24 protein-coding genes, 1 tRNA gene and 1 other RNA gene are annotated in these 26,300 nt (G+C 50.2%); 8 read left to right on the top strand and 18 right to left on the bottom strand.

Annotated elements, in window-relative coordinates; translation table 11 throughout:
- The first annotated feature begins 61 nt into the window (after positions 1–61).
- From NR121_RS21310 to NR121_RS21285, 6 genes are all read left to right on the top strand, one after another.
- On the top strand, positions 62–1,558 hold the full coding sequence (locus NR121_RS21310) for a hypothetical protein (RefSeq protein ID WP_137671261.1): 1,497 nt from the start codon (positions 62–64) through the stop codon (positions 1,556–1,558).
- Positions 1,559–1,680: 122 nt separating this feature from the next.
- Entirely contained in the window at positions 1,681–2,061 is a 381-nt protein-coding gene (locus NR121_RS21305) for a hypothetical protein (protein WP_137671260.1), read from the top strand.
- Positions 2,054–2,512, top strand: coding sequence for a JAB domain-containing protein (locus NR121_RS21300; RefSeq protein WP_054819980.1), 459 nt, complete (start codon positions 2,054–2,056; stop codon positions 2,510–2,512). The genes NR121_RS21305 and NR121_RS21300 overlap by 8 nt, the downstream gene beginning before the upstream one ends.
- A gap of 234 nt (positions 2,513–2,746) precedes the next feature.
- Positions 2,747–2,917 (top strand): hypothetical protein, encoded by a 171-nt coding sequence (locus NR121_RS21295; protein ID WP_171006045.1) that lies wholly within the window; start codon positions 2,747–2,749, stop codon positions 2,915–2,917.
- Between the two features lie 83 nt (positions 2,918–3,000).
- Positions 3,001–3,390, top strand: a complete 390-nt coding sequence (locus NR121_RS21290; RefSeq protein ID WP_137671259.1) for a recombinase family protein — start codon at positions 3,001–3,003, stop codon at positions 3,388–3,390.
- 108 nt (positions 3,391–3,498) lie between these two features.
- Positions 3,499–5,058, top strand: a complete 1,560-nt coding sequence (locus tag NR121_RS21285; RefSeq protein ID WP_256831895.1) for a recombinase family protein — start codon at positions 3,499–3,501, stop codon at positions 5,056–5,058.
- On the opposite strand, the gene ssrA is transcribed toward NR121_RS21285, so the two are convergent.
- From ssrA to NR121_RS21230, 11 genes are all read right to left on the bottom strand, one after another.
- Positions 5,019–5,382: a transfer-messenger RNA gene (gene ssrA, locus NR121_RS21280) on the bottom strand. The genes NR121_RS21285 and ssrA overlap by 40 nt on opposite strands.
- A gap of 201 nt (positions 5,383–5,583) precedes the next feature.
- Complete coding sequence (smpB, locus tag NR121_RS21275; RefSeq protein WP_054819995.1) at positions 5,584–6,063, bottom strand: SsrA-binding protein SmpB; 480 nt, start codon at positions 6,061–6,063, stop codon at positions 5,584–5,586.
- 86 nt (positions 6,064–6,149) lie between these two features.
- A complete protein-coding gene (gene rnr, locus NR121_RS21270; RefSeq protein WP_062410054.1) occupies positions 6,150–8,555 on the bottom strand; it encodes a ribonuclease R in 2,406 nt (801 codons plus the stop codon).
- A 378-nt stretch (positions 8,556–8,933) separates the two neighbouring features.
- The gene (gene secG, locus NR121_RS21265) at positions 8,934–9,170 is read right to left on the bottom strand and encodes a preprotein translocase subunit SecG (protein WP_054819205.1); all 237 of its coding nucleotides are present in this window, start codon (positions 9,168–9,170) and stop codon (positions 8,934–8,936) included.
- 112 nt (positions 9,171–9,282) lie between these two features.
- Entirely contained in the window at positions 9,283–9,999 is a 717-nt protein-coding gene (locus NR121_RS21260; protein ID WP_054819204.1) for a M50 family metallopeptidase, read from the bottom strand.
- 122 nt (positions 10,000–10,121) lie between these two features.
- On the bottom strand, positions 10,122–11,414 hold the full coding sequence (gene eno / locus NR121_RS21255; RefSeq protein ID WP_062410055.1) for a phosphopyruvate hydratase: 1,293 nt from the start codon (positions 11,412–11,414) through the stop codon (positions 10,122–10,124).
- Positions 11,415–11,449: 35 nt separating this feature from the next.
- Positions 11,450–13,003 carry a 2,3-bisphosphoglycerate-independent phosphoglycerate mutase gene (gene gpmI / locus NR121_RS21250; protein WP_256831894.1) on the bottom strand — a complete coding sequence of 518 codons (1,554 nt, stop codon included), beginning with the start codon at positions 13,001–13,003 and terminating at the stop codon, positions 11,450–11,452.
- 1 nt (position 13,004) lies between these two features.
- Positions 13,005–13,757: a triose-phosphate isomerase gene (gene tpiA / locus NR121_RS21245; RefSeq protein ID WP_062410057.1), complete on the bottom strand. Its 753-nt coding sequence runs from the start codon at positions 13,755–13,757 to the stop codon at positions 13,005–13,007.
- A gap of 14 nt (positions 13,758–13,771) precedes the next feature.
- Complete coding sequence (locus NR121_RS21240; protein ID WP_062410058.1) at positions 13,772–14,953, bottom strand: phosphoglycerate kinase; 1,182 nt, start codon at positions 14,951–14,953, stop codon at positions 13,772–13,774.
- Positions 14,954–15,204: 251 nt separating this feature from the next.
- Positions 15,205–16,209: a type I glyceraldehyde-3-phosphate dehydrogenase gene (gene gap / locus NR121_RS21235; RefSeq protein ID WP_062410059.1), complete on the bottom strand. Its 1,005-nt coding sequence runs from the start codon at positions 16,207–16,209 to the stop codon at positions 15,205–15,207.
- A gap of 85 nt (positions 16,210–16,294) precedes the next feature.
- Entirely contained in the window at positions 16,295–17,323 is a 1,029-nt protein-coding gene (locus NR121_RS21230) for a sugar-binding transcriptional regulator (protein ID WP_054819206.1), read from the bottom strand.
- A 270-nt stretch (positions 17,324–17,593) separates the two neighbouring features.
- Here NR121_RS21230 and NR121_RS21225 point away from each other — a divergent pair.
- Both NR121_RS21225 and clpP read left to right on the top strand, forming a co-directional pair.
- Positions 17,594–17,665, top strand: a tRNA-Arg gene (locus NR121_RS21225).
- A 162-nt stretch (positions 17,666–17,827) separates the two neighbouring features.
- Positions 17,828–18,409 (top strand): ATP-dependent Clp endopeptidase proteolytic subunit ClpP, encoded by a 582-nt coding sequence (clpP, locus tag NR121_RS21220; protein ID WP_062410060.1) that lies wholly within the window; start codon positions 17,828–17,830, stop codon positions 18,407–18,409.
- Between the two features lie 157 nt (positions 18,410–18,566).
- On the opposite strand, the gene NR121_RS21215 is transcribed toward clpP, so the two are convergent.
- The 7 genes from NR121_RS21215 to trxB all read right to left on the bottom strand — a co-directional run bounded on the left by NR121_RS21215 (position 18,567) and on the right by trxB (position 26,251).
- Positions 18,567–20,342: a stalk domain-containing protein gene (locus NR121_RS21215; protein ID WP_256831892.1), complete on the bottom strand. Its 1,776-nt coding sequence runs from the start codon at positions 20,340–20,342 to the stop codon at positions 18,567–18,569.
- 455 nt (positions 20,343–20,797) lie between these two features.
- A complete protein-coding gene (locus tag NR121_RS21210; protein ID WP_054819201.1) occupies positions 20,798–21,067 on the bottom strand; it encodes an HPr family phosphocarrier protein in 270 nt (89 codons plus the stop codon).
- A 247-nt stretch (positions 21,068–21,314) separates the two neighbouring features.
- Positions 21,315–22,244, bottom strand: coding sequence for a DNA-binding protein WhiA (whiA, locus tag NR121_RS21205; protein WP_062410062.1), 930 nt, complete (start codon positions 22,242–22,244; stop codon positions 21,315–21,317).
- Positions 22,245–22,249: 5 nt separating this feature from the next.
- Entirely contained in the window at positions 22,250–23,239 is a 990-nt protein-coding gene (locus NR121_RS21200) for a gluconeogenesis factor YvcK family protein (protein WP_062410063.1), read from the bottom strand.
- Complete coding sequence (gene rapZ, locus NR121_RS21195; RefSeq protein WP_062410064.1) at positions 23,236–24,135, bottom strand: RNase adapter RapZ; 900 nt, start codon at positions 24,133–24,135, stop codon at positions 23,236–23,238. The genes NR121_RS21200 and rapZ overlap by 4 nt, the downstream gene beginning before the upstream one ends.
- A gap of 54 nt (positions 24,136–24,189) precedes the next feature.
- Positions 24,190–25,140 carry an ROK family glucokinase gene (locus NR121_RS21190; protein ID WP_256831891.1) on the bottom strand — a complete coding sequence of 317 codons (951 nt, stop codon included), beginning with the start codon at positions 25,138–25,140 and terminating at the stop codon, positions 24,190–24,192.
- Between the two features lie 163 nt (positions 25,141–25,303).
- Positions 25,304–26,251 carry a thioredoxin-disulfide reductase gene (gene trxB / locus NR121_RS21185; RefSeq protein WP_256831890.1) on the bottom strand — a complete coding sequence of 316 codons (948 nt, stop codon included), beginning with the start codon at positions 26,249–26,251 and terminating at the stop codon, positions 25,304–25,306.
- Positions 26,252–26,300: the final 49 nt, after the last annotated feature.

The raw sequence follows: 26,300 nt of genomic DNA, 5'->3' as shown, positions 1-26,300 counted from the left end.
ACAAAAATCATGGGAGCCTTGCTACAGGCGAGGCTCCCACATTTAAGGGAGGTATCCACAAATGGAGGATAGCAACAATCAACATAATGAACCAGCCAGAAGATCAGAGCAAGACGTTCAGCCCGAAAAGAAGGAGAGTCAAGCGGATATCCTAATCCGTTTGGCTTCCGAAATTACTTTATTGCGGGACGAACTTAACGAGGCATATGCAGCTATCAGAATAAACGAACATCAAGAGATTCATAAAGTAAGCGGAATTGATTTTGAACGCTGGCTGACCATGAAGTTCTTTTTAGAAACAGGTAAGGCCCCATTTTCAGAAGCTATGAAACAAGTCATACGGCTACTTGAAACGAAAGCCGTTTTCGAAGGTAAACAATACACCCTTGGCTATCGTGTCACCGAACAAGACGGTATCTTTTATTACGATCTTGGCAATGAACTATGGCAGGCAGTCTCTGTCCGTCCAAAAAAGGTCGTAATTGTGGAAGAATCACCTATTCTATTCTACCGCGTCCCGAACATGAGGCCACAAACATACCCATCCTTAAATGGTGAAGGTAAGCTCAGCCGGATTTTCAAGCATGTTCGCATCAGCAAAAAGTTAGATCAATTACTATTCATGATCTATCTGGTTACGTGCTTGATTCCTAATATCCCACACCCTGCACTCATCATTTCGGGAGAAAAGGGGGCAGCGAAAACAACAACGGCACGGATGGTTCGTTCCTTGATTGACCCCGCCGCCATGGATGTGATGTTTCCACCATCAAGCCTACCTGATTTAACGCTTTCACTTTCGAAAAACTACATGCTTTGTCTGGATAATCTCGAATCGCTTAAACCGAAGATAAGCGATCTCCTTTGTACTGCCGTAACTGGTGGCGGTATTAGTAAGCGGAAGCTGTTTACAGATGGTGAAGAGGTATTTCTTAGCTTTAAGAGATGCCTTGTCCTTAACGGAATCAGTATGGTGGCCAATCGTCCCGATCTTCTGGATCGGTCTATCATTCTTGACCTTGACCGTATTGGCGAAAAAGATCGGAAAGAAGAACGTACCATTTGGAATGAATTTAATGAGGATAAGCCTCAAATGATTGGAGCCGCCTTTCATTTGCTCAGCAAAGCTATGGCCATATACCCTCAAGTAGAGTTGGCTGAGCTGTTTCGCATGGCAGACTTCACACGTTGGGGTTATGCCATTGCCGAAGCTTCAGGGATCGGTGGCGACAAATTTCTGGAGGCATATAAAGCGAACATGGCTCGTTCCAATATGGAAGCCATTGAGGCACATCCAGTCGGTTCGGCAATAGCGGCACTGATGTCCGGCAAACCTAACTGGAGGGGAAGCGTTGCTTCTCTGCGGAAGGAACTGGAGCTAGTGGCCTTCAACCGAGGAATCAACACACTTAGCAATTTATGGCCAAAGGGAGATCACGTACTGAGTATGCGGCTTAAAGAAGTGAAATCCAACCTAGAGCAGGTAGGAATCCACTACGGCATACGGAATGGAGGAACCGCAAAATTTGTGGAGATAACCAATAAAATTGTTCAATAAGATGGTCGCTATTGACGCAACTTTCGCTTAAAAATGCAGCGAAAGGAATCGAAACGAGTCTCTTTTCAAGGTTATATTATTCTATTGAATAAATACAAGAAAACTTGAAAGGAGCTGTTCCGATGATAAAAATCCAATCGCTGACCGATCTTCATGCACTCCACAACGGCTTAAGCGTACCGCCACTTACATCATATTTATATGATCTTTTTTCCGCAGCTTGCGCCGAGACAAACCATGATGAACAAGCTGACCATCTACTCCATAATCCGATTTTCCTTTGCGAACCGATGGACAATTTGCCTTTGCGGTTTTCAGAAGCTCCATTCGGTATCGAGTACGTAGAGAAGATCGAGTTACCTGAGCTGCTTATCTATCGAATCTGCATTATGCTGGATAACGATTGGCTGGCGCATTACATTGTGCCCGCTGGCATCCTTGACGAACCGACTGAAAGATGGCTTATCGAAAAAATCCGATTTGGGGGGATTGATAATGGCTAAACAAGCGCCTTCCAAACGAATCGAAGTTATTTCATTAAGGATGGTTCGGGAGAAACCTTCGTTTTTATACCCCAATCGAGTCATTCGAAAGCCAGAGGATGCCGCCCAATTATTTCGGGAGTTTATCGGAGACTGTGATCGGGAATCATTTTGTATCCTTTGCTTAAATATGAAAAATGAACCAACCGCACTTCATCAGGTATCCTGCGGTACCCTTAACGCTTCGCTGGTTCATCCGAGAGAAACGTTTAAGTTAGCTATACTCTCGAATTCGGCATCGATTGTAGCTGCGCATAACCATCCATCGGGTGAAGCAACACCAAGCCCTGAAGATGTCAATTTGACGGAAAGGCTCAGAGACAGTGGCACGCTGCTCGGAATAGACTTGCTTGATCACATCATACTCGGCGATGATAATTTCGTCAGCATGAAGGAACGGGGGCTGATGTAGATGCTTCCAAGCTTAGAGCGAAGTAATACACGTATTGTGCGGACATTTAAGACAGTTCGAACGTTAATTTCCAAATTTTCTGATGTAGCGCGCACCGCACAACGTTGTAACCTCAAATTTATCGTGGAGGGCCAATGAAAAAAGCAATTATCTCATTCGTCATGGCCACCGCTCAACTCGTACTAGAAATTATTGAATATCGGAAAAATCGTTGACATCAAGGAGGAGAAAACAATGCAACTGGCACGATACCGCACCTGCATAACAAGAGATAGTCTCAAAAGATACACTCATGCTTCGGATGGTACGGACTGGGAGAAACTGCAGCAAATCCGTGAAACACCCGAACAATACTTTCATCCCACCGTCGTTTTGCTAAACGCAGTATTAAAAAAACAACATTAATACTCATTCTACCATTTCTATCGGTCCCTCCACCGAGGGACCGATCATTATCATACATTTAGAACTGAGAGGGGAAACAAACCATGACCCAAAAAAGAGCAGCTATTTATATCCGCGTCGCAAGTCAATCTCAGCTTGAAGAATCAGTCAATAAGCAAAAAGTTGCTTGCGAAGCCTATGCAAAATCCATCCAAATGGAAGTGATTAATTTATACAATTATGTCGGATCCTCCGCTCCACTGAATCAAAGACCCGAACTCCAAAAACTTCTCTCCGACGCCAAGAATGGACTGTTCGATGTCATTATCGTCCAGCGCGCGGACCGCATCAGTCGTAGCATTCTGGATGTAGCGATTTTTAAACAGCGACTTAACGATATTGGAGTTGAGCTTGTAATCACGGAGCAAATGAAGCATTCGTCTCCTGAGGAAACCATTGCGAATTCCTTTTTAAAGGCGATTATCGGACCCTAGATCCATCGTTTGAAAGAAATGAACGAATTGGATTTAGCGGAAATCTAATTTCTGAAAGAGCACCGTTGTTCGCAGACTGCATTTACAATTGGGAGGAGAAATGTAACCATGACAATCAAACGAGCAGCAGCGTATACAAGATTTTCCAGCGATAACCAAAGGGACGAGTCCATTGATGCCCAAAACAGAGCTATCGAAGCCTACTGCAAACAAAATGGATATGAACTTGTCATGACTTATGAAGATCGCGCTAAAACCGCTACTTCAGACAAGCGCCCCGGTTTTCAGCAGATGATCGGGGATAGCGGAAAAGGCTTGTTCTCTTTTATTATCGTTCACAAACTTGATCGTTTTAGCCGCGACAAACATGATAGCGTTCATTATAAAAGAATTTTGAAGAAGAATAAAGTTCGCTTGCTAAGTGTTCTTGAGAATTTAGATGATTCGCCCGAGAGTATAATGATGGAATCGATGTACGAAGGCATGGCAGCGTATTACTCCCTTAACCTCGCCCGAGAAGTCATGAAGGGCCTGAAAGAAACGGCCTACCAGTGCAAGCATACCGGCGGACTACCGCCGATCGGCTACTCGGTCGATCCGGTGACGAAGCGATACGTCATCAATGAGGATGAGCGCGGGATCGTCGAGACGGTTTTCTCCATGTTTCTCGCAGGCTACGGCTATAACCAGATCATCCGGGAACTGGCCGATAAGGGCTACAAATCCCGCTACGGCCGCCCGATCAGCAAAGGCACATTGTACACCATTCTCAGTAATGAGAAGTACACCGGAACCTACATTTTCAACCTGACAGACTCCAAAGATGCGGAAGGCAAGCGAAACAGTAATCGGAAGAAAGACGACGAAGATGTAATACGCGTGGAGGGAGGGATGCCTGCGGTCATCACCAAGGCGGATTTCGAGCAAGTACAAGTTAAGATGGACAATAACAAAAAGACTCCAGGCTCGTACAAAGCCAAGGAAATGTACCTTCTCAGCGGCCTTTGCGTCTGCGGTGAATGCCTGAAAAACGTTGGCACCGCCTTCTCAATGATGGGCAATGTAAAATATAGCGGTCGAAACAAGCTAAAATATGTAACCTACCGCTGTGGCAATCGAGACAGAACTAAACAATGCAAAAACCCGGAATTACGCCGGGAATACATCGAGAATTATGTGCTCGCCCAGCTGCAGGAGAAAATCTTCAACGAGCAGGCCATTCCACTTCTCGCCAAGCAGCTCAGCGACTATCAAAAATCTAAAGAGACGAACGTGAAAGGCGAAAAGCAGCGGCTCAATAAGAGCCTTGAGGGAATCGAGCGGCAGATCGAAAACATCGTAAACGCTGTTGCAGCAGGCGCATCCAACCCATCCTTCTTGGAAAAGTTGGCAGGCCTAGAACAGCAGAAGTTTGACCTTTCACAGAAACTCATCGAGGTAGAGGCCATAAAAGAAAAAGCAGCCATCACAGAGGAAACTCTGCGACAACTGCTTTCTCAGTTCGGGACCCACATCGTAAACCGCGATCTTCCTGAGATCAAGAAGTTCATCGGCAGCTATGTGGAAAAGGTAATCATCTACGAAAAGCATGTAGAAGTTATCTTTAAGGTCCCCGTTGTGGATTTGGCATATGGAGACGAGGGGAGTCGAACCCCTGTCCGAAGATAACGCCACACAGGCTTCTACGGGTGTAGTCACAGTTTTGATGTCACCCTAGAGGCGCCCCGTAACCGGCTCCTCTTCAGGTCAGCCTGATTGTCTTCTTCAGCTAGCCGCAGGCGGAGACTAGACAGCGTATCCCACTAAGGTTGAGCCCCTATCCCGGCACATGGGCGATGCAGAGTAGGAGCACGCTAGCAGGTTATTAAGCTGCTAAAGCGTAAGATTGTTGTTGTTTGCCATTTAATTGGCTTTAGCGTTGATGAAGCGGACGCGTCCCCGCTACCCGCAACCCATGCTCGAACTATCCCCGTCGAATCCAAGAACGTCCCCGCATAGGCAGGCCCTGTAGACGGGCCCGGTAAGGTTATGAAATAAAACTTATCTACCATGACGACATTTCTGCTGGTCTTGCTGATGATGCTGTGCACTTCCCTGGTGCGCTTTTATTATACCACATTCATGAAGCAAAAAGAACCTTCGAACTCATGGAAGCATCGCCATATCCTTGACAGAATAGCGGTGTTTGCCGTATTATCTGGCAATTTTTTGCTTCTCGCGCAGCGCACGCTGGATGTCTCGCTGAGCATCGCGTTTGGCTGCAGTGTCACGTTTATCGTACTGCTTTTTCCCTTTACCGAGTCCGAGCAGCAGTTTGGCAAAACCGTTTCGAACGTAAACCTTCAACGGCACCAGCGTATACCCTTCCTGCTTGGCCAGACCGAACAGCTTGTTGATCTCGGCTTTCTTGAGGAGGAGCTTGCGGGCGCGTGTCGGGTCGCCAGGATTATGACGGTTACCTTGCTCGAACGGACTGATGTGCATGTTATGCACGAATGCTTCGCCGTTGCGGATCGTTGCAAACGCATCGCCGATATTGGCCCGGCCCTGGCGCAGCGATTTGATCTCCGTTCCCGTCAGGACCAAACCGCACTCATAGGTATCTTCAATAAAATAATCATGAGAAGCCTTCTTGTTTTGCGCCAGAACCTTGTTTTCGCTTTTCTTGCTCATATTCTCCGCTGCCGCTCCTTCCTGCATGATTTCCAAACAGAGGGATGGAGTCCATTGTACCAACTCCATCCCGGGAAATCAAGAGGTTACCGCTTAACGGTTTTTTTGCGCTTCTTTTTGGCTGTGCCCGTACCCGAGCCGCTTTTAACCGACTCCAGCGCACGGGTTTTCGCCGCACCCGGGCCTTTGCCCCGCGCGCTGCGGCTGCTGCCGCCAGAGCCTTGTTTACTGCGTCCGGTACGACTGCCGCTGGCGGCCGGCTTTCCGGCTTCCCGGCCCCCGCGGCCCTTCCGCTTGCCGTTCTTGCGGACGTTGTTCAGCACGTCCACCAGACTCACCTTCTGCGGCCGGGGCTTCATATCCACCATTTCAAAGTCGATGGTGTGCTCATCCTTGTTCACCCGCGCCACGCGTACCTTCACTTCATCACCCAAGCGATAGATTCTCGAGGTCCGCTCTCCGATCAATGCGTGCTGCGCCTCATAATAATGGTAATAATCGTCCGTGAGATCAGACAGACGGATGAGTCCTTCCACCGTATTGTCCAGCTCCACGAACATGCCGAAGCTCGTCACGCTGCTGATGATGCCGTCGAATTCTTCACCGACCTTGTCGAGCATAAATTCGGCTTTCTTCAGCGCCTCGGTCTCCCGCTCCGCATCCACCGCCATTCTCTCCCGCTCCGACGATTGCTTTGCGATATCGTCCATTCGAGAGGCTAGATATTCGTGCCTGGCCGCGCTTAATGTGCCGTTCTCGAGCACTTCGCGAATCACGCGGTGAATGACCAAATCCGGATACCGGCGAATCGGCGAAGTGAAGTGCGTATAGAACTCCGCAGCCAATCCGTAGTGCCCCAAGCTCTGGGAATCATATTTTGCCTGCTTCATGGAGCGCAGCATAACGGTACTAATGACCGTTTCTTCCTTAGTCCCTTTAATCTCTTCAAGCAGCGTCTGCAGCGCCCGGGGATGAACCGTATTACCCTTCCCCCGCACCACATATCCGAAGTTCGTAATAAACTCCATAAAATGCTGCAGCTTCTCCCCATCCGGGTCCTCGTGAATCCGGTACAAGAACGGCACCTTCAGCCAGTGAAAATGCTCTGCAACCGTTTCATTTGCCGCCAGCATAAACTCTTCTATGATCATTTCGGCGATGGTCCGGTCCCTTTTGACGATATCCGTCGGCTTTCCGTTCTCATCCACCAAAATTTTAGATTCCTGGAAGTCAAAATCGATGGCGCCCCGCTGCATCCGTTTGGAGCGCAGCTTCATGGCCAGCTCTTCCATTAAGCGGAAATCATCCATCAGATAACCGTATTTCTCCACAAGCTCGGCATCCGGCTCTTCCTCGGTCAACAGCTTGCGCACGTTTGTGTAGGTCATCCGCTCGCTGGTTCTAATCACACTTGTAAAAATATCGTGGCGCACCACATTGGCATTCGCATCAAATTCCATCTCACAGGACATCGTCAGACGATCCACCTGCGGGTTTAGCGAGCATATCCCGTTAGATAAACGGTGCGGCAGCATCGGAATCACCCGATCGACCAAATACACACTACAGCCGCGGTTGTACGCTTCATGATCCAGTGCGGAGCCTTCTTTTACATAATAGCTGACATCGGCAATGTGAACACCCAATAAATAGTTACCGTTCGGCAGCCGTTCCACATTCACTGCATCGTCCAAATCCTTGGCATCCTCACCGTCGATCGTGACGATCCGTTTGCCTCGCAAATCCCGCCTGCCTTGCCCCTTCAGCTCTTCTTCAGAAATAACAGCCGGAGCTGCTGCAGCCTCCTCCATCACTTCATCAGGAAATGCCTCAGGCAAACCGTGCTTGCGGATAATGGATAAAATATCGACGCCAGGATCATTCTTATGACCCAAAATTTCAATGACTTCGCCTTGTGCAGCCGCGCGGCCTTCAGGGTAAGAGACGATCTTGACGACGACCTTATGGCCGTCCATCGCTCCGCCGAACGCTTCCTTCGGTATAAAGATATCGCGCACGACCCGCTTATCATCGGGAATGACAAAAGCATACTCTTCATGCGCTTGAAAAAGTCCCACGATTTGCGTATTGCCGCGGGTAACGACACGTACGACTTCTCCTTCCATCCTTCCGCCGTGAGAACTTTTGGAGTTGATACGCACGAGTACGATGTCTCCATTCATGGCCGTACCCATATCGTTTGCATGGATATATACATCCGGGTGATCGCGGTCATCCGGAATGAGAAAGCCAAACCCTTTGGCATGCGCTTGAAGTCTGCCCCGCAGCAAGTTCATCCGTTCCGGTACACCATAGCGGTCGTTGCGGGTACGAAGAATCAAGCCCTCATTCTCAAGCTGATTGAGCAGCTTCAGAAATTCTCTGAAATCCTGCGCGCTCTCGAGCGGAAAATGCTGCTCCAACTCGTTATACGTCATCGGTTTATAAGCCGTTTCCTTCATAAAATCAAGTAAATCTTCTTTGGTTATCATGATTCTCACCTGCCTTTTGTGTTCTTAACTTCATCTCTTTGTACAATAAACTATGTCAATTGACAGGTCTCCGTCTGTTTCCTTGTCCCCTCTCCCTCCGGCTTCATTAAAAACAACATCGTAGCCCGTCCGCGCGGCTGAATAGGCCCACTGAGCCGCCTAATCATACCGCCGCTTGACCAATTCAGTTTTGTATATGTACAAGCTGTTTCTATAAATAAGCTTCATAGATTATACTCCTAGTATAGCCAAGTGCACTCCAATTCATAGCCCGCCCAAGGAAATGGCAGAAACACCCGGCAACCCGACGCATACTCCCTGCTTAAGAAACAAAAAACAGCAGGAGTAACTTTCCCCTGCTGCCATATATTTATTAGATTAGGCTCTTACGAAATAAGCCACAATCACAGACAAAACAAAGAACACTACTGCGAGCACCATCGTAAGACGGGATAAAAAAAGCTCCAAGCCGCGTGCCTTTTGCTTACCGAACAGGTGTTCCGCCCCCCCGGAGATGGCACCGGATAAACCCGCACTTTTGCCCGGCTGCAGCAGAACCGCCGCAATTAAGCCAAGCGAAGCAATTACCAGTATAATTTTCAATGCAACTTCCATGAAATTCCACCTCCTGCGGGATCACACCGATCTTGTCCGAAAAATAGACAGCAACCATATTATATCACATAAAAAAACCGCTGACAAATCGAGCGGATTCTTAAGCCGCCGGTCATTCTTCATAACGCGGTTGAAATGCGCGGGTATGATCCCGGCTCTTCCTCGGTTTACGGCCGCCAAAGAATAAGCGGAGCGACCGGGACGCGCACCATAGAGAAAACACGGTAAAGAAAATAGCCCAACCGAGGGCCGGTATGAGGGTAGCCTGAGCCAAGTTCGTTGCATCCCCAGCAGCAGCCGGATCCTGCATGGCATACAGAACCAAAGAGAACGACCCGAATACGGCTTCCTCCAGCATCAGGAATGACAGGAGAAGATAATATCCGTCCCGCAGCAACCGGGGCACAAAAGCAAGCATGACGATATTAAGCAGCACGAAGCCGATCAGCCACATGATTCCATATTCATTGCGGACAAACAGGACCAGCGAAAGAATAGCCACCAATGTAATCGTCTGCAAGCCCAAACGCTCTTTGCCCTTCGCCCTGGCATAAAACATGAACCAGGCGAAAAGCGATGCAAAAGTGTACCCGGCCAATGAAATCGGAATCAGGCTCCAGCCGCTGGATATTTGCGAATAGGTGACTCCGCTATGGTTAGCATACAGCTCAATGAACATCACATGGCCCGAAAGCGCAAGCGTCATGATCGCATGGGCGAATTCGTGAATCATCGTATTTAAGCTGCGGAAAAAATGATTGAAGGGAATCAAATGCGTAAGAAAAGCCGATGCCATCAAGAACAATACGGTCTTTATCAGATTACTCATTGGATCCCCTCCGGGTCTGCGTCAGGCTGAAGCTTTTTCGTTCCCGATGATCCATCGCGGGATAAGCCGGGAACGAAAAAGTTCAAAGCCGGTCTGGCAGTTATAAAATGATTTAGAACAGATTACTTAAAGCTTTTCAGGTTGTAAAAGGCCGATTTGCCTGCGTATTGAGCTACATCGGACAGTTGATCCTCGATGCGGAGCAATTGATTATACTTCGCTACGCGGTCCGTACGGGAAGGCGCTCCCGTTTTGATTTGGCCGGCGTTGGTAGCTACCGCGATGTCCGCAATCGTGCTGTCTTCGCTCTCGCCGGAACGGTGAGAGATGACAGCTGTGTAGCCTGCACGCTTCGCCATTTCAATCGCATCGAACGTCTCGGTCAAGGAACCGATTTGGTTGACCTTGATCAGGATCGAGTTGCCGATGTTCTGCTCAATGCCTTGGGAAAGACGGTTCGTGTTTGTCACGAACAGGTCGTCGCCCACCAGCTGTACTTTGCTGCCCAGCTTATCGGTCAGCAGTTTCCAGCCTTCCCAGTCATCTTCGGAGCAGCCGTCTTCGATCGTAATGATCGGGTATTTCTCAACCCAAGAAGCAAGGAAATCTACGAATTCCGCAGAAGTGAACGATTTGCCTTCACCCTCGAGGTGGTATTTGCCGTCTTTGAAGAACTCCGTAGAAGCAACGTCCATACCCAGGAACACATCCACGCCCGGCTTATAGCCCGCACGCTCAATCGCGGCAATGATCGTTTGAATCGCTTCTTCATTGGAGCCAAGGTTAGGAGCGAAGCCGCCTTCGTCGCCTACGGCGGTGTTCAGGCCCTTGTCCTTCAGGACCGCTTTGAGGCTATGGAAAATTTCCGCACCCGTACGCAGCGCTTCTTTGAAGGATGGAGCGCCCACCGGCAAGATCATGAACTCCTGTACGTCCACGTTGTTATCCGCATGCGCACCGCCGTTGATGATGTTCATCATCGGAACCGGCAAGGTTTTGGCATTAAAGCCGCCAAGGTATACATACAGCGGAACGTCGAGCGCTTCCGCCGCTGCGCGGGCAACCGCCATGGAAACGGCGAGGATCGCATTCGCGCCGAGCTTGCTTTTATTCGGCGTACCGTCAAGCTCGATCATGCGCTTGTCGATACCCACTTGATCGAGTGCATTCATGCCGATGATTTCCGGTGCGATGATGTCGTTCACATTCTCCACGGCTTTGAGCACGCCTTTACCAAGGTAGCGGGATTTGTCCCCGTCACGAAGCTCTACCGCTTCATAAGCGCCTGTCGATGCACCGGATGGAACGATAGCGCGGCCGCGCGCTCCGGATTCCAGGAATACTTCCACCTCAACGGTCGGATTGCCGCGGGAATCAAGCACCTCACGGGCGTACACATTGGAGATTACAGTCATTGCTAGATACACTCCTTGTCTTTTTTAATCAAATGTCAGTTATGTTTAACACTTGCTGCCAAAAGCGACTTTCCGGTCATTTCCTCCGGCTGGGCTACACCGAGCAGGTCCAGCACCGTCGGGGCGATATCCGCCAGAATGCCATCGTTTCTTAGTGTAACACGACTGTCGGTAATAATGAAAGGTACAGGATTGGTCGTATGCGCGGTATTGCGCGATCCGTCCGGATTGGTCACGATATCTGCATTGCCGTGGTCAGCCGTTATCAAGGCAACGCCGCCTTTAGCCAGAACGGCTTCGACCACTTGACCCAGGCAATCATCGGTGGCTTCGACCGCCTTGATCGTAGGCTCAAGCAGACCGGAATGGCCGACCATATCCGGATTTGCAAAGTTTAAGATAATGACATCTTGTCTTTCGGCTTCGATTTCCGCAACGGCCGCCGCCGCAACCTCATAAGCGCTCATCTCGGGCTTCAAGTCATACGTGGCTACTTTAGGCGAGTTGATCAAAATCCGTGTCTCGCCCGGCAGTTCGACATCCCGGCCGCCGCTGAAGAAGAACGTAACATGCGGATACTTCTCCGTCTCGGCGATGCGAAGCTGCTTCAGACCGTTTTGCACCAGCACTTCACCAAGCGTGTTATCCAAGTTCTTCGGCTTATAAGCCACATAACCGCCAACGGTTTCGCTGAATAAGGTCAAGCAGACATAATATAAATCCTTGGGAGCCTTCTCCCCCCGGTCAAAGCCGCGAAAATCGCTGTTGGTAAAGACCTGGGACAGCTGAATGGCGCGGTCAGGCCGGAAGTTGAAAAAGATGACCGAATCTTCCGATTCAACCAAACCGACAGGCGTACCGTCGGGCTTTACGATGACCGTCGGCATAACGAACTCATCGAACACCGAACGGTTATAAGAATCCTTGATCGCGTCCATCGGGTCCTCAAAAGTCGGCCCCTCGCCGTACACCATCGCACGGTAAGACTTCTCCGTACGCTCCCATCGCTTGTCGCGGTCCATCGCGTAGTACCGGCCCTGTACCGTAGCGATTCGTCCTACGCCGAGCTCGGCAATTTTGTTTTGCAGCTGTTCCATATACTTCACAGCGCTGTCCGGAGCTACGTCGCGGCCGTCCAGGAACGCATGAATGTATACGTCCTCGAATTTTTCCTTTTTGCATACTTCCAGCAGGGCAAACAGATGCTCGATATGGCTATGTACCCCGCCGTCGGACAACAGGCCGTACAGATGAAGCTTTTTCCCTTTGTTCCGTGCATGGTTGATCGCGCCAAGGATGGTTTCATTCTCGAAAAATTCGCCTTCCCGAATCGATTTGGAAATCCGGGTTAAATCCTGATACACAATCCGGCCGGCGCCGATGTTCAAATGGCCTACTTCGGAGTTGCCCATCTGGCCCTCCGGAAGACCTACGGCTTCCCCGCAAGCGGTAAGCGTCGTATGCGGAAACTGGTTCCAGTACCGGTCATAATTCGGTTTTTTGGCTTGAGCAACGGCATTTCCCTGGACTTCGCTACGCAGTCCAAAGCCGTCCAGAATAATAAGGGCTACCGGTTTGGGTCTGGCCATCTTACTTAGCCCCCTCAACCAGCGCGATGTAAGATGCCGGCTCCAGGCTCGCACCGCCCACCAAGGCACCGTCGATGTTAGGCTGCTGCATGTATTCGGCAATGTTGTTCGGTTTCACGCTGCCGCCGTACTGAATCCGTACGGCTGCCGCCGTCTCTTGTCCGTATAAGCCGGAGATCAGCTCGCGGATATAGCCGATCACGTCTTCCGCGTCGGCAGCGGTGGAAGACTTGCCCGTTCCAATCGCCCAGATCGGCTCATAAGCAACAACCACTTGCGCCGCTTGCTCAGCGCTAAGACCGGCGAAAGCCGCCTCTGTCTGCACTTTGCACACGGATTTGGTTTGACCCGCTTCCCTTTCCTCCAGCTTCTCGCCCACGCAGACGATCGGCGTCAAGCCGTGCTTGAACGCGGCATGCACTTTTTTGTTCACTGTTTCATCCGTCTCCGCAAAATAAGCACGGCGTTCGGAGTGACCGATGATGACGTAATCCACACCGAGATCCTTCAGCATGACGCCGCTGATTTCGCCTGTGTAAGCACCGCTGTCTTCAAAATGCAGGTTCTGGGCGCCCACCTTCAGCGAGGTTCCTTTTACCGCTTCCACCAATGCAGGCAGATTCGTAAAAGGCGCGCAAATGACGCTTTCAACCCCGTCGGCCTCAGCCTTGCCTTTGACATCATTTACAAAAGCTACAGCCTCCCGCACCGTTTTGAACATTTTCCAGTTGCCCGCAATAATCGGTTTACGCATGTTTGACTGCCTCCTTACTTATCGTTCAAGGCGACCACGCCCGGAAGCGCCTTGCCTTCCATAAATTCCAAAGAAGCGCCGCCGCCCGTGGAGATGTGGTCCATCTTATCTCCGAGCTGGAACTTCTCTACCGCAGCCGCAGAGTCGCCGCCGCCAATAACCGTATAACCGGATGTCGCGGCGCAAGCCTCCGCCACAGCTTTGGTTCCGTTCTTGTAAGGCTCCAGTTCGAATACGCCCATCGGTCCGTTCCATACGATCAGCTTGGATTCGGCGATGGTCCGGGCATATAATTCGCGTGTTTTCGGTCCGATGTCGAAGGCTTCCCAATCTGCCGGGATCGCGTCAACCGGAACGACCTTGGTATTCGCATCCGCGCTGAATGCGTCTCCTACCACGACGTCCACAGGCAAAAGGAAGTTGACACCTTTCTCCTTTGCTTTACGCTCAAACTCCAGAACCAGCTCCAGACGGTCGTTATCCACAAGCGATTTGCCGATCTCATAGCCTTTGGCCTTGAAGAACGTATAGGACAAGCCTCCGCCGATGATAATGTTATCCGCGATTTCGATAAGCTTTTCAATAACGGCGATTTTGTCCTTCACCTTCGCTCCGCCCACAATCGCCGTGAAAGGACGATCCGGATGGTTGAGCGCTTTGCCGAGTACTTCCAGCTCTTTTTCCATCAGGAGGCCGGATACCGCCGGCAAATGGTGTGCAATCCCTTCCGTAGACGCATGCGCGCGGTGCGCGGCGCCAAAGGCATCGTTTACGTACAGATCAGCGAGCTCGGCAAAAGCTTTAGCCAGCTCCGGATCATTCTTCTCTTCCCCGGGATAGAACCGCACGTTCTCCAGCAGGAGCACGTCACCGTCCTTCAGCTTTGCAACCTGCGCCTTCACTGCATCTCCGATCGCTTCATTCGCTTTGGCGACCGGCTTGCCGAGAAGCTCGGACAGACGCTCCGCCGCAGGGGTTAAACGCAGCTCTTCCACGACTTGGCCTTTCGGACGACCCATGTGGCTGGCAAGGATTACCTTCGCTCCGCGTTCCGTCAAATACCGGATCGTTGGCAGCGTCTCACGGATCCGCGTGTCATCGGTAATTTTACCGTTTTCGAGCGGCACATTGAAATCAACCCGGACAAACACTCTTTTACCGCTTACTTCTACGTCTCGAATGCTTTTTTTACTCATCCTATTCATGCCCTCCAACCGGTTTTATCCTGCCCGCACATAAAAAATGTGGGAATGTCTCCTCATCTGTAAAGAACAGCCCGTCCCGTCATAGTCGGGAGTGCCGCAGAGCGTCAGCCTGCATCTTCGTTTCACGGATTCCTGCTGCCTTGCGGAAACGAATGTTTGGCTAACGCTGTGGGCACACCCTACAGCCCACGATGGCGAGTTTCTTTTAAAAAGATGATCAGAGCATTACCACAATTTTAACATTACAGACCTTTTTTCGCGATAAAGTTTGCCAAATCTACAACACGATTGGAGTAACCCCACTCGTTGTCATACCAGGATACGACTTTGACCATGTTGTCGCCGACCACCATCGTGGACAGAGCGTCGATCGTGGAGGAAGCAGGATCGCCGTTATAGTCGCTGGATACAAGCGGCTCTTCGGAGTAGTTCAGGATCCCTTTCAGCGGACCTTCGGCAGCCTCTCTCAACGCAGCGTTCACTTCGTCGACCGTTACGTTTTTGCTCAATTCAACCACCAGGTCCGTTACGGAAACGTTAGGTGTAGGCACGCGCATAGCCATACCGTTCAGCTTGCCTTTCAACTCCGGCAGAACCAGGGAAACGGCTTTCGCTGCACCCGTCGTGGACGGAATGATGTTCTCGGCAGCGGCACGTGCGCGGCGGAGGTCCTTATGCGGCAGGTCAAGCACTTGCTGGTCGTTTGTGTAGGAGTGAACGGTCGTCATCATCCCTTTTACGATACCGAACTTGTCATTGAGAACTTTCGCAAACGGAGCCAAACAGTTCGTTGTGCAGGATGCGTTGGAGATGATCGTATGGGCGGATGGATCATACTTGTCTTCGTTAACGCCCATAACGATAGTGATGTCTTCGTTGGTAGCCGGCGCAGAGATGATGACTTTCTTGGCGCCGCCTTTCAAGTGAAGCTCCGCTTTTTCTTTCGCGGTGAAGATCCCTGTGGATTCTACGACGATTTCCACGCCGTTAGCTCCCCAAGGCAGGTTCTCAGGATTACGCTCGGCAAACACTTTGATCGATTTGCCGTTGACGATCAATGCACCTTCCGTAGATTCAACCGTAGCATCCAGTTTACCGTGCGTTGTATCATATTTAAGCAGGTGCGCCAATGTGTGTACGTCTGTCAGATCGTTGATCGCTACGATCTCAACCTCCGGATTGTTAAGAGCCGCACGAAATACGTTACGGCCGATACGTCCAAAACCGTTAATTCCTACTTTTACCATAGTAATTGCCTCCTAAAAATGGTTATGATGTGTCGTCTAACGGCCGCGGGCCGCTGCAACATATGTCAAGACAGGCCGGAGCCTATCAAGATGTCAGTCGTTGTACAATGTATTGCGCCGCCGCTTCATCGGTGATAAGCACATCTTCGTGCCCGTGCTTCAGCACCGAGACAATCGCTTCACCTTTGCTTTTGCCGCCGGCGATCCCGATCACCGTATCCATACGCTGAATATCTTCCATACGGAGCCCGATGGTCGGCATTTTGTGAAGGATGCGTCCTTCCCTGTCAAAATAATACCCGAACGCTTCGGCAAGCGCTCCGTCACGCTGCAGGCTCTCTGTCGTTTCACTATCCACCTTGCGGCGTCTGGCCATGACCATAGCGTCTCCTATGCCGTGCATGACCATCCGCGCCTTGCGGATAAATTGAACAATTTCGGAGATGTGATCATCCTGCATCAGCGATTGATAAGCTTCCTCGCCCAGATGATCCGGCACGTGCAGCAGCCGATAACGGGCTCCGGCCTTCTTGGCCATCGTGGAAGCAATCGTATTCGCCTGAAGCTCCACGCTTTCCCCTAATCCGCCCCGGGCAGGAACGAACCAGCATCCCTTCATCGGATTTGCAGCCGTCAAATGGTACGCGACTTCAGCCAGCGTGGACCCTCCGGTCACGGCAATGACTTCGTCCTCCCTGACCAGCTTGCGGAGTACAGAAGCGCCGGCGCGCCCCAGTTCCTTCTTCGTGTGAGGAGATACGTCCGAATCCCCCGGTACAATAACGACCTGCCTCAAGCCATAATGCGAGCGTATGCGTTCCTCCAAATCGGTAAGTCCGAACAAATCCTTCACCAGCGGTTCGATTTTCTCAAGCAGTTCTCTTCCGGCTGCACTGATGCGCATCCCGGAGGCCTCCACATCGATCAGCCCCTGCTCTTTGAGGAAATCCACTTCCCCGCGAAGCACCCGCTCCGTCATGTTCAATGACAGTGCCAGCGTCCTGCGGCCCACCATTCCGGAAACCAGGATATAGTGAAGTATGGTATACCGCTTCTTCAAGGTATCCACCAAATCAGGGAGAAGCTGCTGTTGAATAGAAAGGATCTCTCTCATGGATTCACTCCGCTCATATATGGACGTTTTTTGTCCCGGTACTGCATTTTTAGTCCCACATCTTCCAAAAAAAGAACTAAGCACTCTCACTTAGCTGAACTTATTATACTCCAATATGTTCCTTGCTTCAAGAGGCTCCCATTCGAATTTTTTCCCATTGGCCTGCAGCCTATTCATTCAAAACTTTTTGATTTATGGAGTTGCATTTATCAGCACGATAGATTATAATAACTTTTGCTGTCACCTTGAGACAACATCCTAATTGTATATGCGCCCGTGGTCCAATGGATATGACGTAGGCCTCCGGAGCCTGAGATCAAGGTTCGATTCCTTGCGGGCGCGTTGCTGTTTTTTGGTTTACAGAATAACGGCTGCCATAATGCTTTGGCATCTTTCGAAATACTCCATCAGGAGTTTTTTTATTTTCTTTGTTTGACCTTTCTTGACCTTTGTTTGATTTTCCGTTATGATGGTTATAGTTTAAATATAAGGAGGCTGCAGCTCATGAGTTTTATTCCTATGGTTGTCGAACCTGACGCAAGAGGGGAACGCGCCTACGATATTTACTCCCGTCTGCTTAAGGACCGCATTATTTTTCTCGGTAGTCCGATCAACGATGTTGTAGCCAATTCGATTATCGCCCAGCTGTTGTTCTTGACAGCAAGCGATCCGGACAAAGATATCCATCTGTATATTAACAGCCCGGGAGGCTCCATCACATCGGGAATGGCGATTTACGACACGATGCAGTTCATCAAGCCGGACGTATCTACGATTTGCGTAGGTTTGGCTGCATCGATGGGAGCATTCCTGCTCGCGGCAGGCGCCAAAGGCAAACGGTTCGCCCTGCCAAACAGCGAAGTCATGATTCACCAGCCGCTTGGCGGCGCCGAAGGGCAAGCCAGCGATATCGAGATCCGTGCAAGACGTATTCTGAAAATGCGCGACAAGCTGAATACCATTTTGGCAGAGCGTACCGGTCAATCCGTCGAGCGTATCGAAAAAGATACGGACCGCGATAACTTCATGTCGGCGGCGGAAGCGGTATCGTATGGCTTGATCGATAAAGTGATCGAGCGCGTGTAACACTGTCGCAATGAAAAAAGTCCTGAACGGCGAATAAGCCGAATCAGGGCTTTTTTATTGGCTTTCAGTCCTTTAAACCAGCTTTTGATTCTCAGCAAAAAAAGACCTTTCCCCACCGCTTTCTGAAAGCGGGAGAAAAAGGTCTTGTTGCGAACGATTATTGCGCCCGATCATCGAGCGGGTAGAAGATCAGGTCGAATGGAAGCGCAGACCCGGCCGGAGGGCTGAATTCAATATCCAACGACTCTTCCTTGCCCGTAGTTTTCGCCAAAATCTGCATACCGTCGAATGCGGTCATCACACCGGAGTAAGGAACCATACGGATTTCACCGTTGATTTTGATCGGCCCCTTAAACACCCCTCCTCTAGGAAGAATCATGACCGCCATCTTCCGCGGTTTATCCGCGTGAATTTTGTACACTACCCCATAGTTGCCTTCGTTGCGCACTTCTTGTCCACGCTGCGGATCATATCCGGGCTGGAACGGATCCGTCTTCCCATCCCCGATAACCAATCGTGACGGCGTAGTAAATGAGCTGGCATCAATGTTCCAGATCAGTTCGGAAACCGGGAATGTGCCGCGGACATGACCGTTAAACGCAAGCTTCGGAAGCTGCAATGCATTTTGTGTAATTTCCGGAGCGGTCACGAATGTAAACTGCACCTTTCCGCTTGTTTCCACATCGTAGAACAAATTCACCCCTTGATCGGGATAAAAATCCGGAAATTGCTTATATACAAATGTTTTTTGAGGCGGAATCGTCATCGTCTCGTTAATCGGATCGCCGATCAGGAAATCGACGGTTGCCTCGCTGCCGATCAAATTCGCATAAACGGAAGGCCATACCTCGCCTTTATTCGTCGTTTTGACCGTTACCGGTTTATCAGTCAGGTTGGTTGCCAGAATCGCCAGCGTCATTTTTTCTTTCGTTCCGTTAATATGATCCGCGTACAGACGTCCTTTGCCTTCAACATCATCCTGATACAAAATTCCTTGTTCGGTGAAGGTCTCCGGGCTGTCGCTGACAAGCAGCTTGCGGGAGCGGTCCTCCGTCACCTGCTTCGGCAGTTGGGGAAGTTCCCAGAAATTATTCCACAGTGTGCCCCAATCGGTCTTAATGTAACTGCCCACTGGCTTCGTGTAGATCGGATATTCCACTTTATTCAGATAGGTTTCATTCGTAATCACAAGGTTGCGGGTATAGGGCTCGCTCTTGTTGCCGTTACGATCCCATACCGTCAGAGTAATCGGATAAGTGCCGGGAGCGAAATAGGCCTCTTCCCTGCCCTGCCACTCGTACTTTGGAAGACCTTCCGCATCCGGGTCGTAACTCAGGTCCACAAATTTGACCGGTTCACCGATCTTGTAGGTCGGCTTGGCAAACGTAAACTTGGCAACGGGGTTTGAATTGCTTGTATCCGGATTGTAAATTCCCCGCGGAGGCTTCGTGTAAAGTACATCGACCCGTTTCAGCTCATCATTGTATGTATATCTCGCCCCCATGTAGTCGGCTAGCCAAGTCAGCTTGATCATCAGCTTACCGTTCACAATCGCAGCCACATCGTCAAAATGCTGCCAGTATCCGTTAATCCACACGGATTTGTTATCAATGTCGAGCATGATATTGTAACCCGGCGTATCCATTTCAATTTGCCGTTTGGATGCAATCCATTCCACTCTCATCCCGAAAGCATCGCCCAAAAACTTGGCGGGAACGAATGTCTTGTCCTTGATGATGGTCGCCGGAGCCTCCAGCGTAACCTGCTCCCCGTTCAGGAAAGCTTCCTTCTTGTTCAGGTAGAGTAATACATAAGTCGTCCCGGAAGATATCGGCGCTTCTTGTTCCGCAGCAGAAGCCATAGGGACCGCTACAAACGACAGCAGCATCGACATGATTAGCAACAAGGCCAATTCTTTCCTTATTCGTTTCATCCTTCTACTCCTCTTTGTGCAGCTCTTTTGGTGCCGTAAGAAAACCACTAACGAACTAGGTCGTCCCTTAATGAGCGACCGTGATTCAAGGGCAGGGTTTCTTGCAATAAAGAAAGTGTTTAACTACGCTGCAAATTTATACTTTCTTTATTATTCTTAAGAATTACTTCTCATCGAAGTCTTTTCTTAAAGCCGGAACGGCAGGGTGGCACAGCTCCCCGCTTCACAGGCGAGATGCTGTTTCCGAAACCGCCGGAAAGCCGAGCCCTCATAAGGCTTGTTTATGCGGATGTTTCCAGAAACAACAAAAAACCTTTTCCGGTTATAGCACGTCTATATAGACGCACGGCCCGAAAAAAGGTTGCGCTTTTTTCTGATGAATTTCTGCTTGTCCCTCCAGGTAAAATAAGGAAGCCCGCAAAAGAAAAAGCTTCCTTATCGGAAGCTTGCAGATCTTATTGGTTCTCCAATTCCTCTTTGCTCACTAATGCGACTAAAGCGTTTACAGCCTGTTCTGCGTCCGAACCTTCCGCACTTATGTGGACTTCGGTCCCCGTACTAATGGCAAGGCTCATAATGCCCATAATGCTCTTGGCATTGACTTTCTTCTCGTCTTTCTCCACAAAAATTTCCGAGGAAAACTTATTCGCTTCCTGCACGAAAAGTGCTGCCGGTCTGGCATGAAGGCCTGTTTTTAATTTGACGACTACTGGGCGTCTCGACATGCAACCAATACCCCCTACAATCTTAATTCCCAAAGGATGAAGGGCTGAACGCCCTAAGAGTAATTAAATTTCACCGTCCTATAAAGAAGGATGGTATCCCAAAACAATTCAGAGCGGAAACCTTGCCAAATCGGTAACCGTTCTGCATTCGTTAAAAAGCGATTTTTCAGTTATTATACCATTTTTCATTAGTTTACACTAGAATTATTGATAATTTACACAAAAAATCTACATTTAGACGAATTTCTCACGATTTCCTGAGCTTTTCCGCCAGTTCATCGATTTTTCTCAAACGGTGATTGACTCCGGATTTGCTGACTTGACCCTTCAGCAGATCCCCGACTTCCTTCAAATTCATATCCGGATGCTTCAAACGGATTTCCGCAACTTCCCGGAGCTTCTCCGGCAGATTATTAAGACCGACTTCTTTTTGCAGAAGGCGAATATTATCGATTTGGCGCACCGCCGCACCGATCGTTTTGTTCAAATTCGCCGTTTCGCAATTGACCAAACGGTTTACCGAGTTGCGCATGTCCTTCATGATCCGGACGTCTTCAAAACGGAGCAAAGCCTGGTGCGCACCGATTAAACTGAGAAACTCGATGATTTTCTCGCCTTCCTTGATGTAGAGGACAAATCCTTTTTTGCGTTCGATACAGCGGGCATTCAGGTCAAAATCATTGGCCAATTGGCACAAAGCCTGACAGTGCTCTTCGTACATCGAATAAATTTCCAAATGATAAGAAGAGCCCTCCGGGTTGTTGACCGAGCCTCCCGCCAGGAAAGCCCCTCGCAGATATGCCCTTTTGCAGCAGCTTTTCTTAATAATATCCGGCTCTATGCCCGGTGTGAACAGAAATCCCTCGGAAACAATCCGCAGCTCCTTTAAAATCTCCTGCACCTGATTGGGAACACGCACAATATATACGTTGTTCTTCTTCAGCCGCATTTTTTTGCGGACCAGAAGCTCCGTATGCACCTGAAACGTCTTTTTGAGAAGCGTATAAATCCGCCTTGCGATGGCGGCATTCTCCGTCGAGACATCCAATACAATCTTCTGACTGGAAACCTGGACGGCCCCATTCATACGAAGGAGGGCAGATAGCTCCGCTTTCTCGCAGCATTGCTCCGACTCCATCAAGGTAAGTTCTTTTTTCGTTTGGGCGGCGAAGGACATGGTAATCACCTCTTCTTGAACATCCAGCTCTCCACCAGTTGATAAATGTGCTGACTTAGCTTTTCCGCATCGTGACGTAAATAAGTTCGGAACAAGACGAGGCGGTCGGCAATGACCTTGTAGCCTTGCTTCGTCACTTCATCCAAATCCAGTTGAACGACCTTTGCGCCTTTTTCGGCATACCGGTTTTGAACCTTCTCGGGAATCTCTTCATTATTCACAATGACATAATCGAACAAATCCTGCCCGACATGATCTCGAATCGCTTTCAAATGGTCGCTCACTTTATAATCGTCGGTCTCTCCAGGCTGGGTCATTACGTTGCAAATAAACATTTTCAACGCTTGGGACGACACAATCGTCTCCGCGATCTCGGGTACCAGCAAGTTCGGCAAAATGCTGGTGTAAAGACTCCCCGGACCAACCAGTATAGCATCCGCCTGCCGCAAAGCCTCCAACGCTTCCGGCAGAGCACAAGCATCAGCCGGTTCGATCGATACGCGGCGGATGACACCGCCTGCCTGGGGAATCTTGGATTCCCCCTTCACAACGGTGCCATCCTCCATCTCCGCGATAAGTACAATCGACTGATCCGAAGCCGGAAGCACGCGGCCGCGAACAGCCAGAACACGGCTCAGCTCCCGCACCCCGGTAACGAAATCACCGGTAATATCTCGCATCGCCGCTAACATTAGGTTACCCAAACTGTGTCCAGCCAAACCATTCCCTTTATCAAAACGATATTCGAGCAGTTGGCCCAGCAGCGGTTCCACATCCGACAACGCGGTTAATACGTTGCGGATATCGCCCGGCGGAATAATTTCAAGCTCGGAGCGTAAAATGCCTGAGCTCCCTCCGTCGTCGGCCACCGTGACGATAGCTGTAATATCCATGGGCTTCTGTTTAAGTCCGCGAAGCATGACCGACAGACCCGTTCCCCCTCCGATGACAACAATCCGCGGCCTGATTTTTCCCCTCTCATGGACAAGCGTCATTTCTTCACCTCAACCCGATCGCGTTCCGAATCCCGGTGAGTGACTCTGATCACTTCCGTTTCGCTATTGCCCATCATTTTACCGAGATATTCCGCAATCGCAACCGAGCGGTGCTTACCTCCGGTACAGCCGATACCGATGACGACTTGGCTCTTGCCTTCCTTCTTGTACTGGGGAATGAGGAAATGCAGCATATCGAGGAGCTTCGCCAAAAACTCCTGCGTCTCCGTCCATTTCATGACATAATCGTACACTTCCGTATCCTGCCCGGTGTTCGGACGTAAATGCTCCACATAATGCGGGTTGGGCAAAAAGCGAACGTCAAAAATCAAATCGGCATCAATCGGAATTCCGTATTTAAAGCCAAATGAGATTACATTTATAGATATGCCGCCTACCTCTAGGTTGGTGAAACGGGAAATGATCTTTTCTTTGAGCTGGGTTGGCTTCAAATTGCTGGTATCGATCACCTGAGTAGCCAGACCCTTTAGCTCCTCAAGCAGCTTCCTTTCCTGCTGAATGCCTTCCAGCGGCGCTCCTGTCGGAGCCAGAGGATGCTTGCGCCGGCTTTCCTTATAACGCTGCACCAGAACCGAATCCGTTGCATCGAGGAACAATATTTCATGAGTTAAAGTATAATTCTCGTTAATGAACCGAAGCGACTCCGACAGCGAAGTGAAAAACTCACGGCCGCGGAGATCGATCACAAGTGCTACTTTACCGATTCGACCTTTGGATTGCTCAATAAGCTCGGCAAATTTAGGAATCAAGACCGGAGGGAGGTTATCCACGCAGAAAAAACCCAGGTCCTCCAAGCTTTGCACCGCTATGGTTTTGCCGGCTCCGGACATCCCCGTAATGATCACCAGCTTGCCGAGAGTTTGCATTTCTTCCATGGGGTTCTTCTCCTTCCACTGCCCGGAGAAGCCGCAGGACGGCTCGATCCGGGTTTATCCCCGCAGATTAAGGCCGGCAGCGCCAACGACTCCGGCATCGTTGCCTAGAACAGCCGGGACGATGTCCACGCCTTCCTGCGCGGTTTCCTGAGTATGCTCTCTGTAGTGTTTACGGATCGCGTCAAACAGGATATCGCCCGCCTTGGATACGCCTCCGCCGACGATAAATCGCTGAGGATTTAAGATAACGGAAACGGTAGCCATCGATTTGCCGAGGTACAAGGCAGCGCGGTTGATAATACGAAGCGCCGTTTCGTCGCCGGTTTTGGCTGCGTCGAACACATCTTTAGCCATGATGTTTTCTACAAGTGCCAAAGAGGTACTCTCGCCGCGTTCCACCGCTTCCTTCGCCATTCGAATAATGCCCGTTGCGGATGAGACGGTTTCCAGACAGCCCTTTTTGCCGCAGCCGCAATCGATAGCCTCAAGGTCGGGAACAATCGCCATATGCCCCAGTTCGCCGGCCATACCGGAAAAGCCTTGGTAAATTCGGCCGCGGATAATGATCCCGCCACCGACACCGGTGCCAAGCGTATAGCAAACGATGTTCGGGATACCCGCGCCTGCACCCGCCCACGCTTCGCCAAGGGCCGCCACATTGGCGTCATTGTCGATTATCACCGATTTTCCAAGCTTTTCTTCAAGAATTTTCTTCACCGGCACATTGCGCCAGCCCAGGTTGGGAGACAGCTTAACGAAGCCTTCGGAAATATCCATGAATCCGGCGATTCCCGCTCCGATCCCTGCAACCTGATCCCATGTATAATCGGACTCCGCCACCAGTTTGCGAACGTACTGCGCGATATTTTCCAACACCACGTCGGCGCCGTGCTCGGTACCGGTCGGCCCTTCGTCTGTGAGCAGCAGCTTGCCCTGCTCATTACATAAGCCCACCTTAATGGAGGTACCTCCCAAATCGACTCCGACGTATACTTGTTGTTCCATGCTTCTTAATCACCTCATAAAAATTGCCAATCTATGTTGTCCAAGACCTTTGAAGACCCGGCTCATATGCACTCTCTCTTGTTCCAACTATAAGCCAACGTCTACAAGAGGTCAAGCGAAGGCTAAAGAAAAAACGCGGAACGAAAGTTCCACGTTCAATCGATTAAAGAGACTGGCTCCAATCGTGTACCATATGCCCTTCAAGAAATTTTTCGCAATCCAGCGCAGCCATACAACCGCTGCCGGCAGCCGTAATCGCTTGGCGATACTTGCTATCCTGTACGTCGCCGCAGGCGAATACGCCTTCCACATTGGTCAAGGATGAACCCGGCTTCGTGATAATGTAGCCCAGCTCGTCGGTTTCGATTTGTCCGCCGAGGAAATCCGTATTCGGCTTATGGCCGATCGCTATGAAGATGCCGTCCGCTTCGATCAATTCTTCTTCGCCGGTTTCGTTGTTTTTCACTTTTAGACCGGTAACGCCTTTATCCCCGGATATAATCTCCAGAGGCGTACGGTTTAAGCTCCAAACAATCTTTTCATTCTCGCGCGCGCGATCCTGCATGATTTTGGAAGCCCTCAGCTCGTTTCTGCGGTGGACGATGCGTACTTCCGTTGCAAAACGTGTCAGGAAATTTGCTTCCTCCATCGCCGAGTCGCCGCCGCCGACCACGATAATCTTTTTGCCGCGGAAGAAAAAGCCGTCGCAGGTTGCACAGGTGCTGACGCCGCGGCCGATGCTTTCCTTCTCGTTCTTAATGCCGAGCAGCTTGGCCGATGCGCCTGTAGAGATGATCAGCGATTCCGCGACAATGTCTCCAAGACCTTCTACGTTGAGCTTGAACGGACGCTCGGAGAGATCCACCTTATTGACCCAGCCGGTTTTAAATTCAGCGCCGAAGCGTTCGGCTTGTTTACGCATATTCGACATCAATTCCGGCCCCATGATGCCTTCAGGAAACCCCGGAAAGTTTTCCACATCCGTTGTGGTGGTCAACTGGCCGCCCGGCTCCGGACCTTCGATAACAAGCGGGTTCAAGTTGGCGCGTGCCAAGTAGATAGCTGCCGTTAACCCGGCAGGTCCGGTTCCGATAACGATTGACTTGTACATATGGTTTCCTCCCAATCCACTGCAACTCTTAAAGCCGCTTCTTTACGGC

This window comes from Paenibacillus sp. Pae15 (genome assembly GCF_024519685.1).
GTDB lineage: Bacteria > Bacillota > Bacilli > Paenibacillales > NBRC-103111 > Paenibacillus_G > Paenibacillus_G naphthalenovorans.
This window is presented reverse-complemented; position numbering and strand designations above follow the sequence as displayed.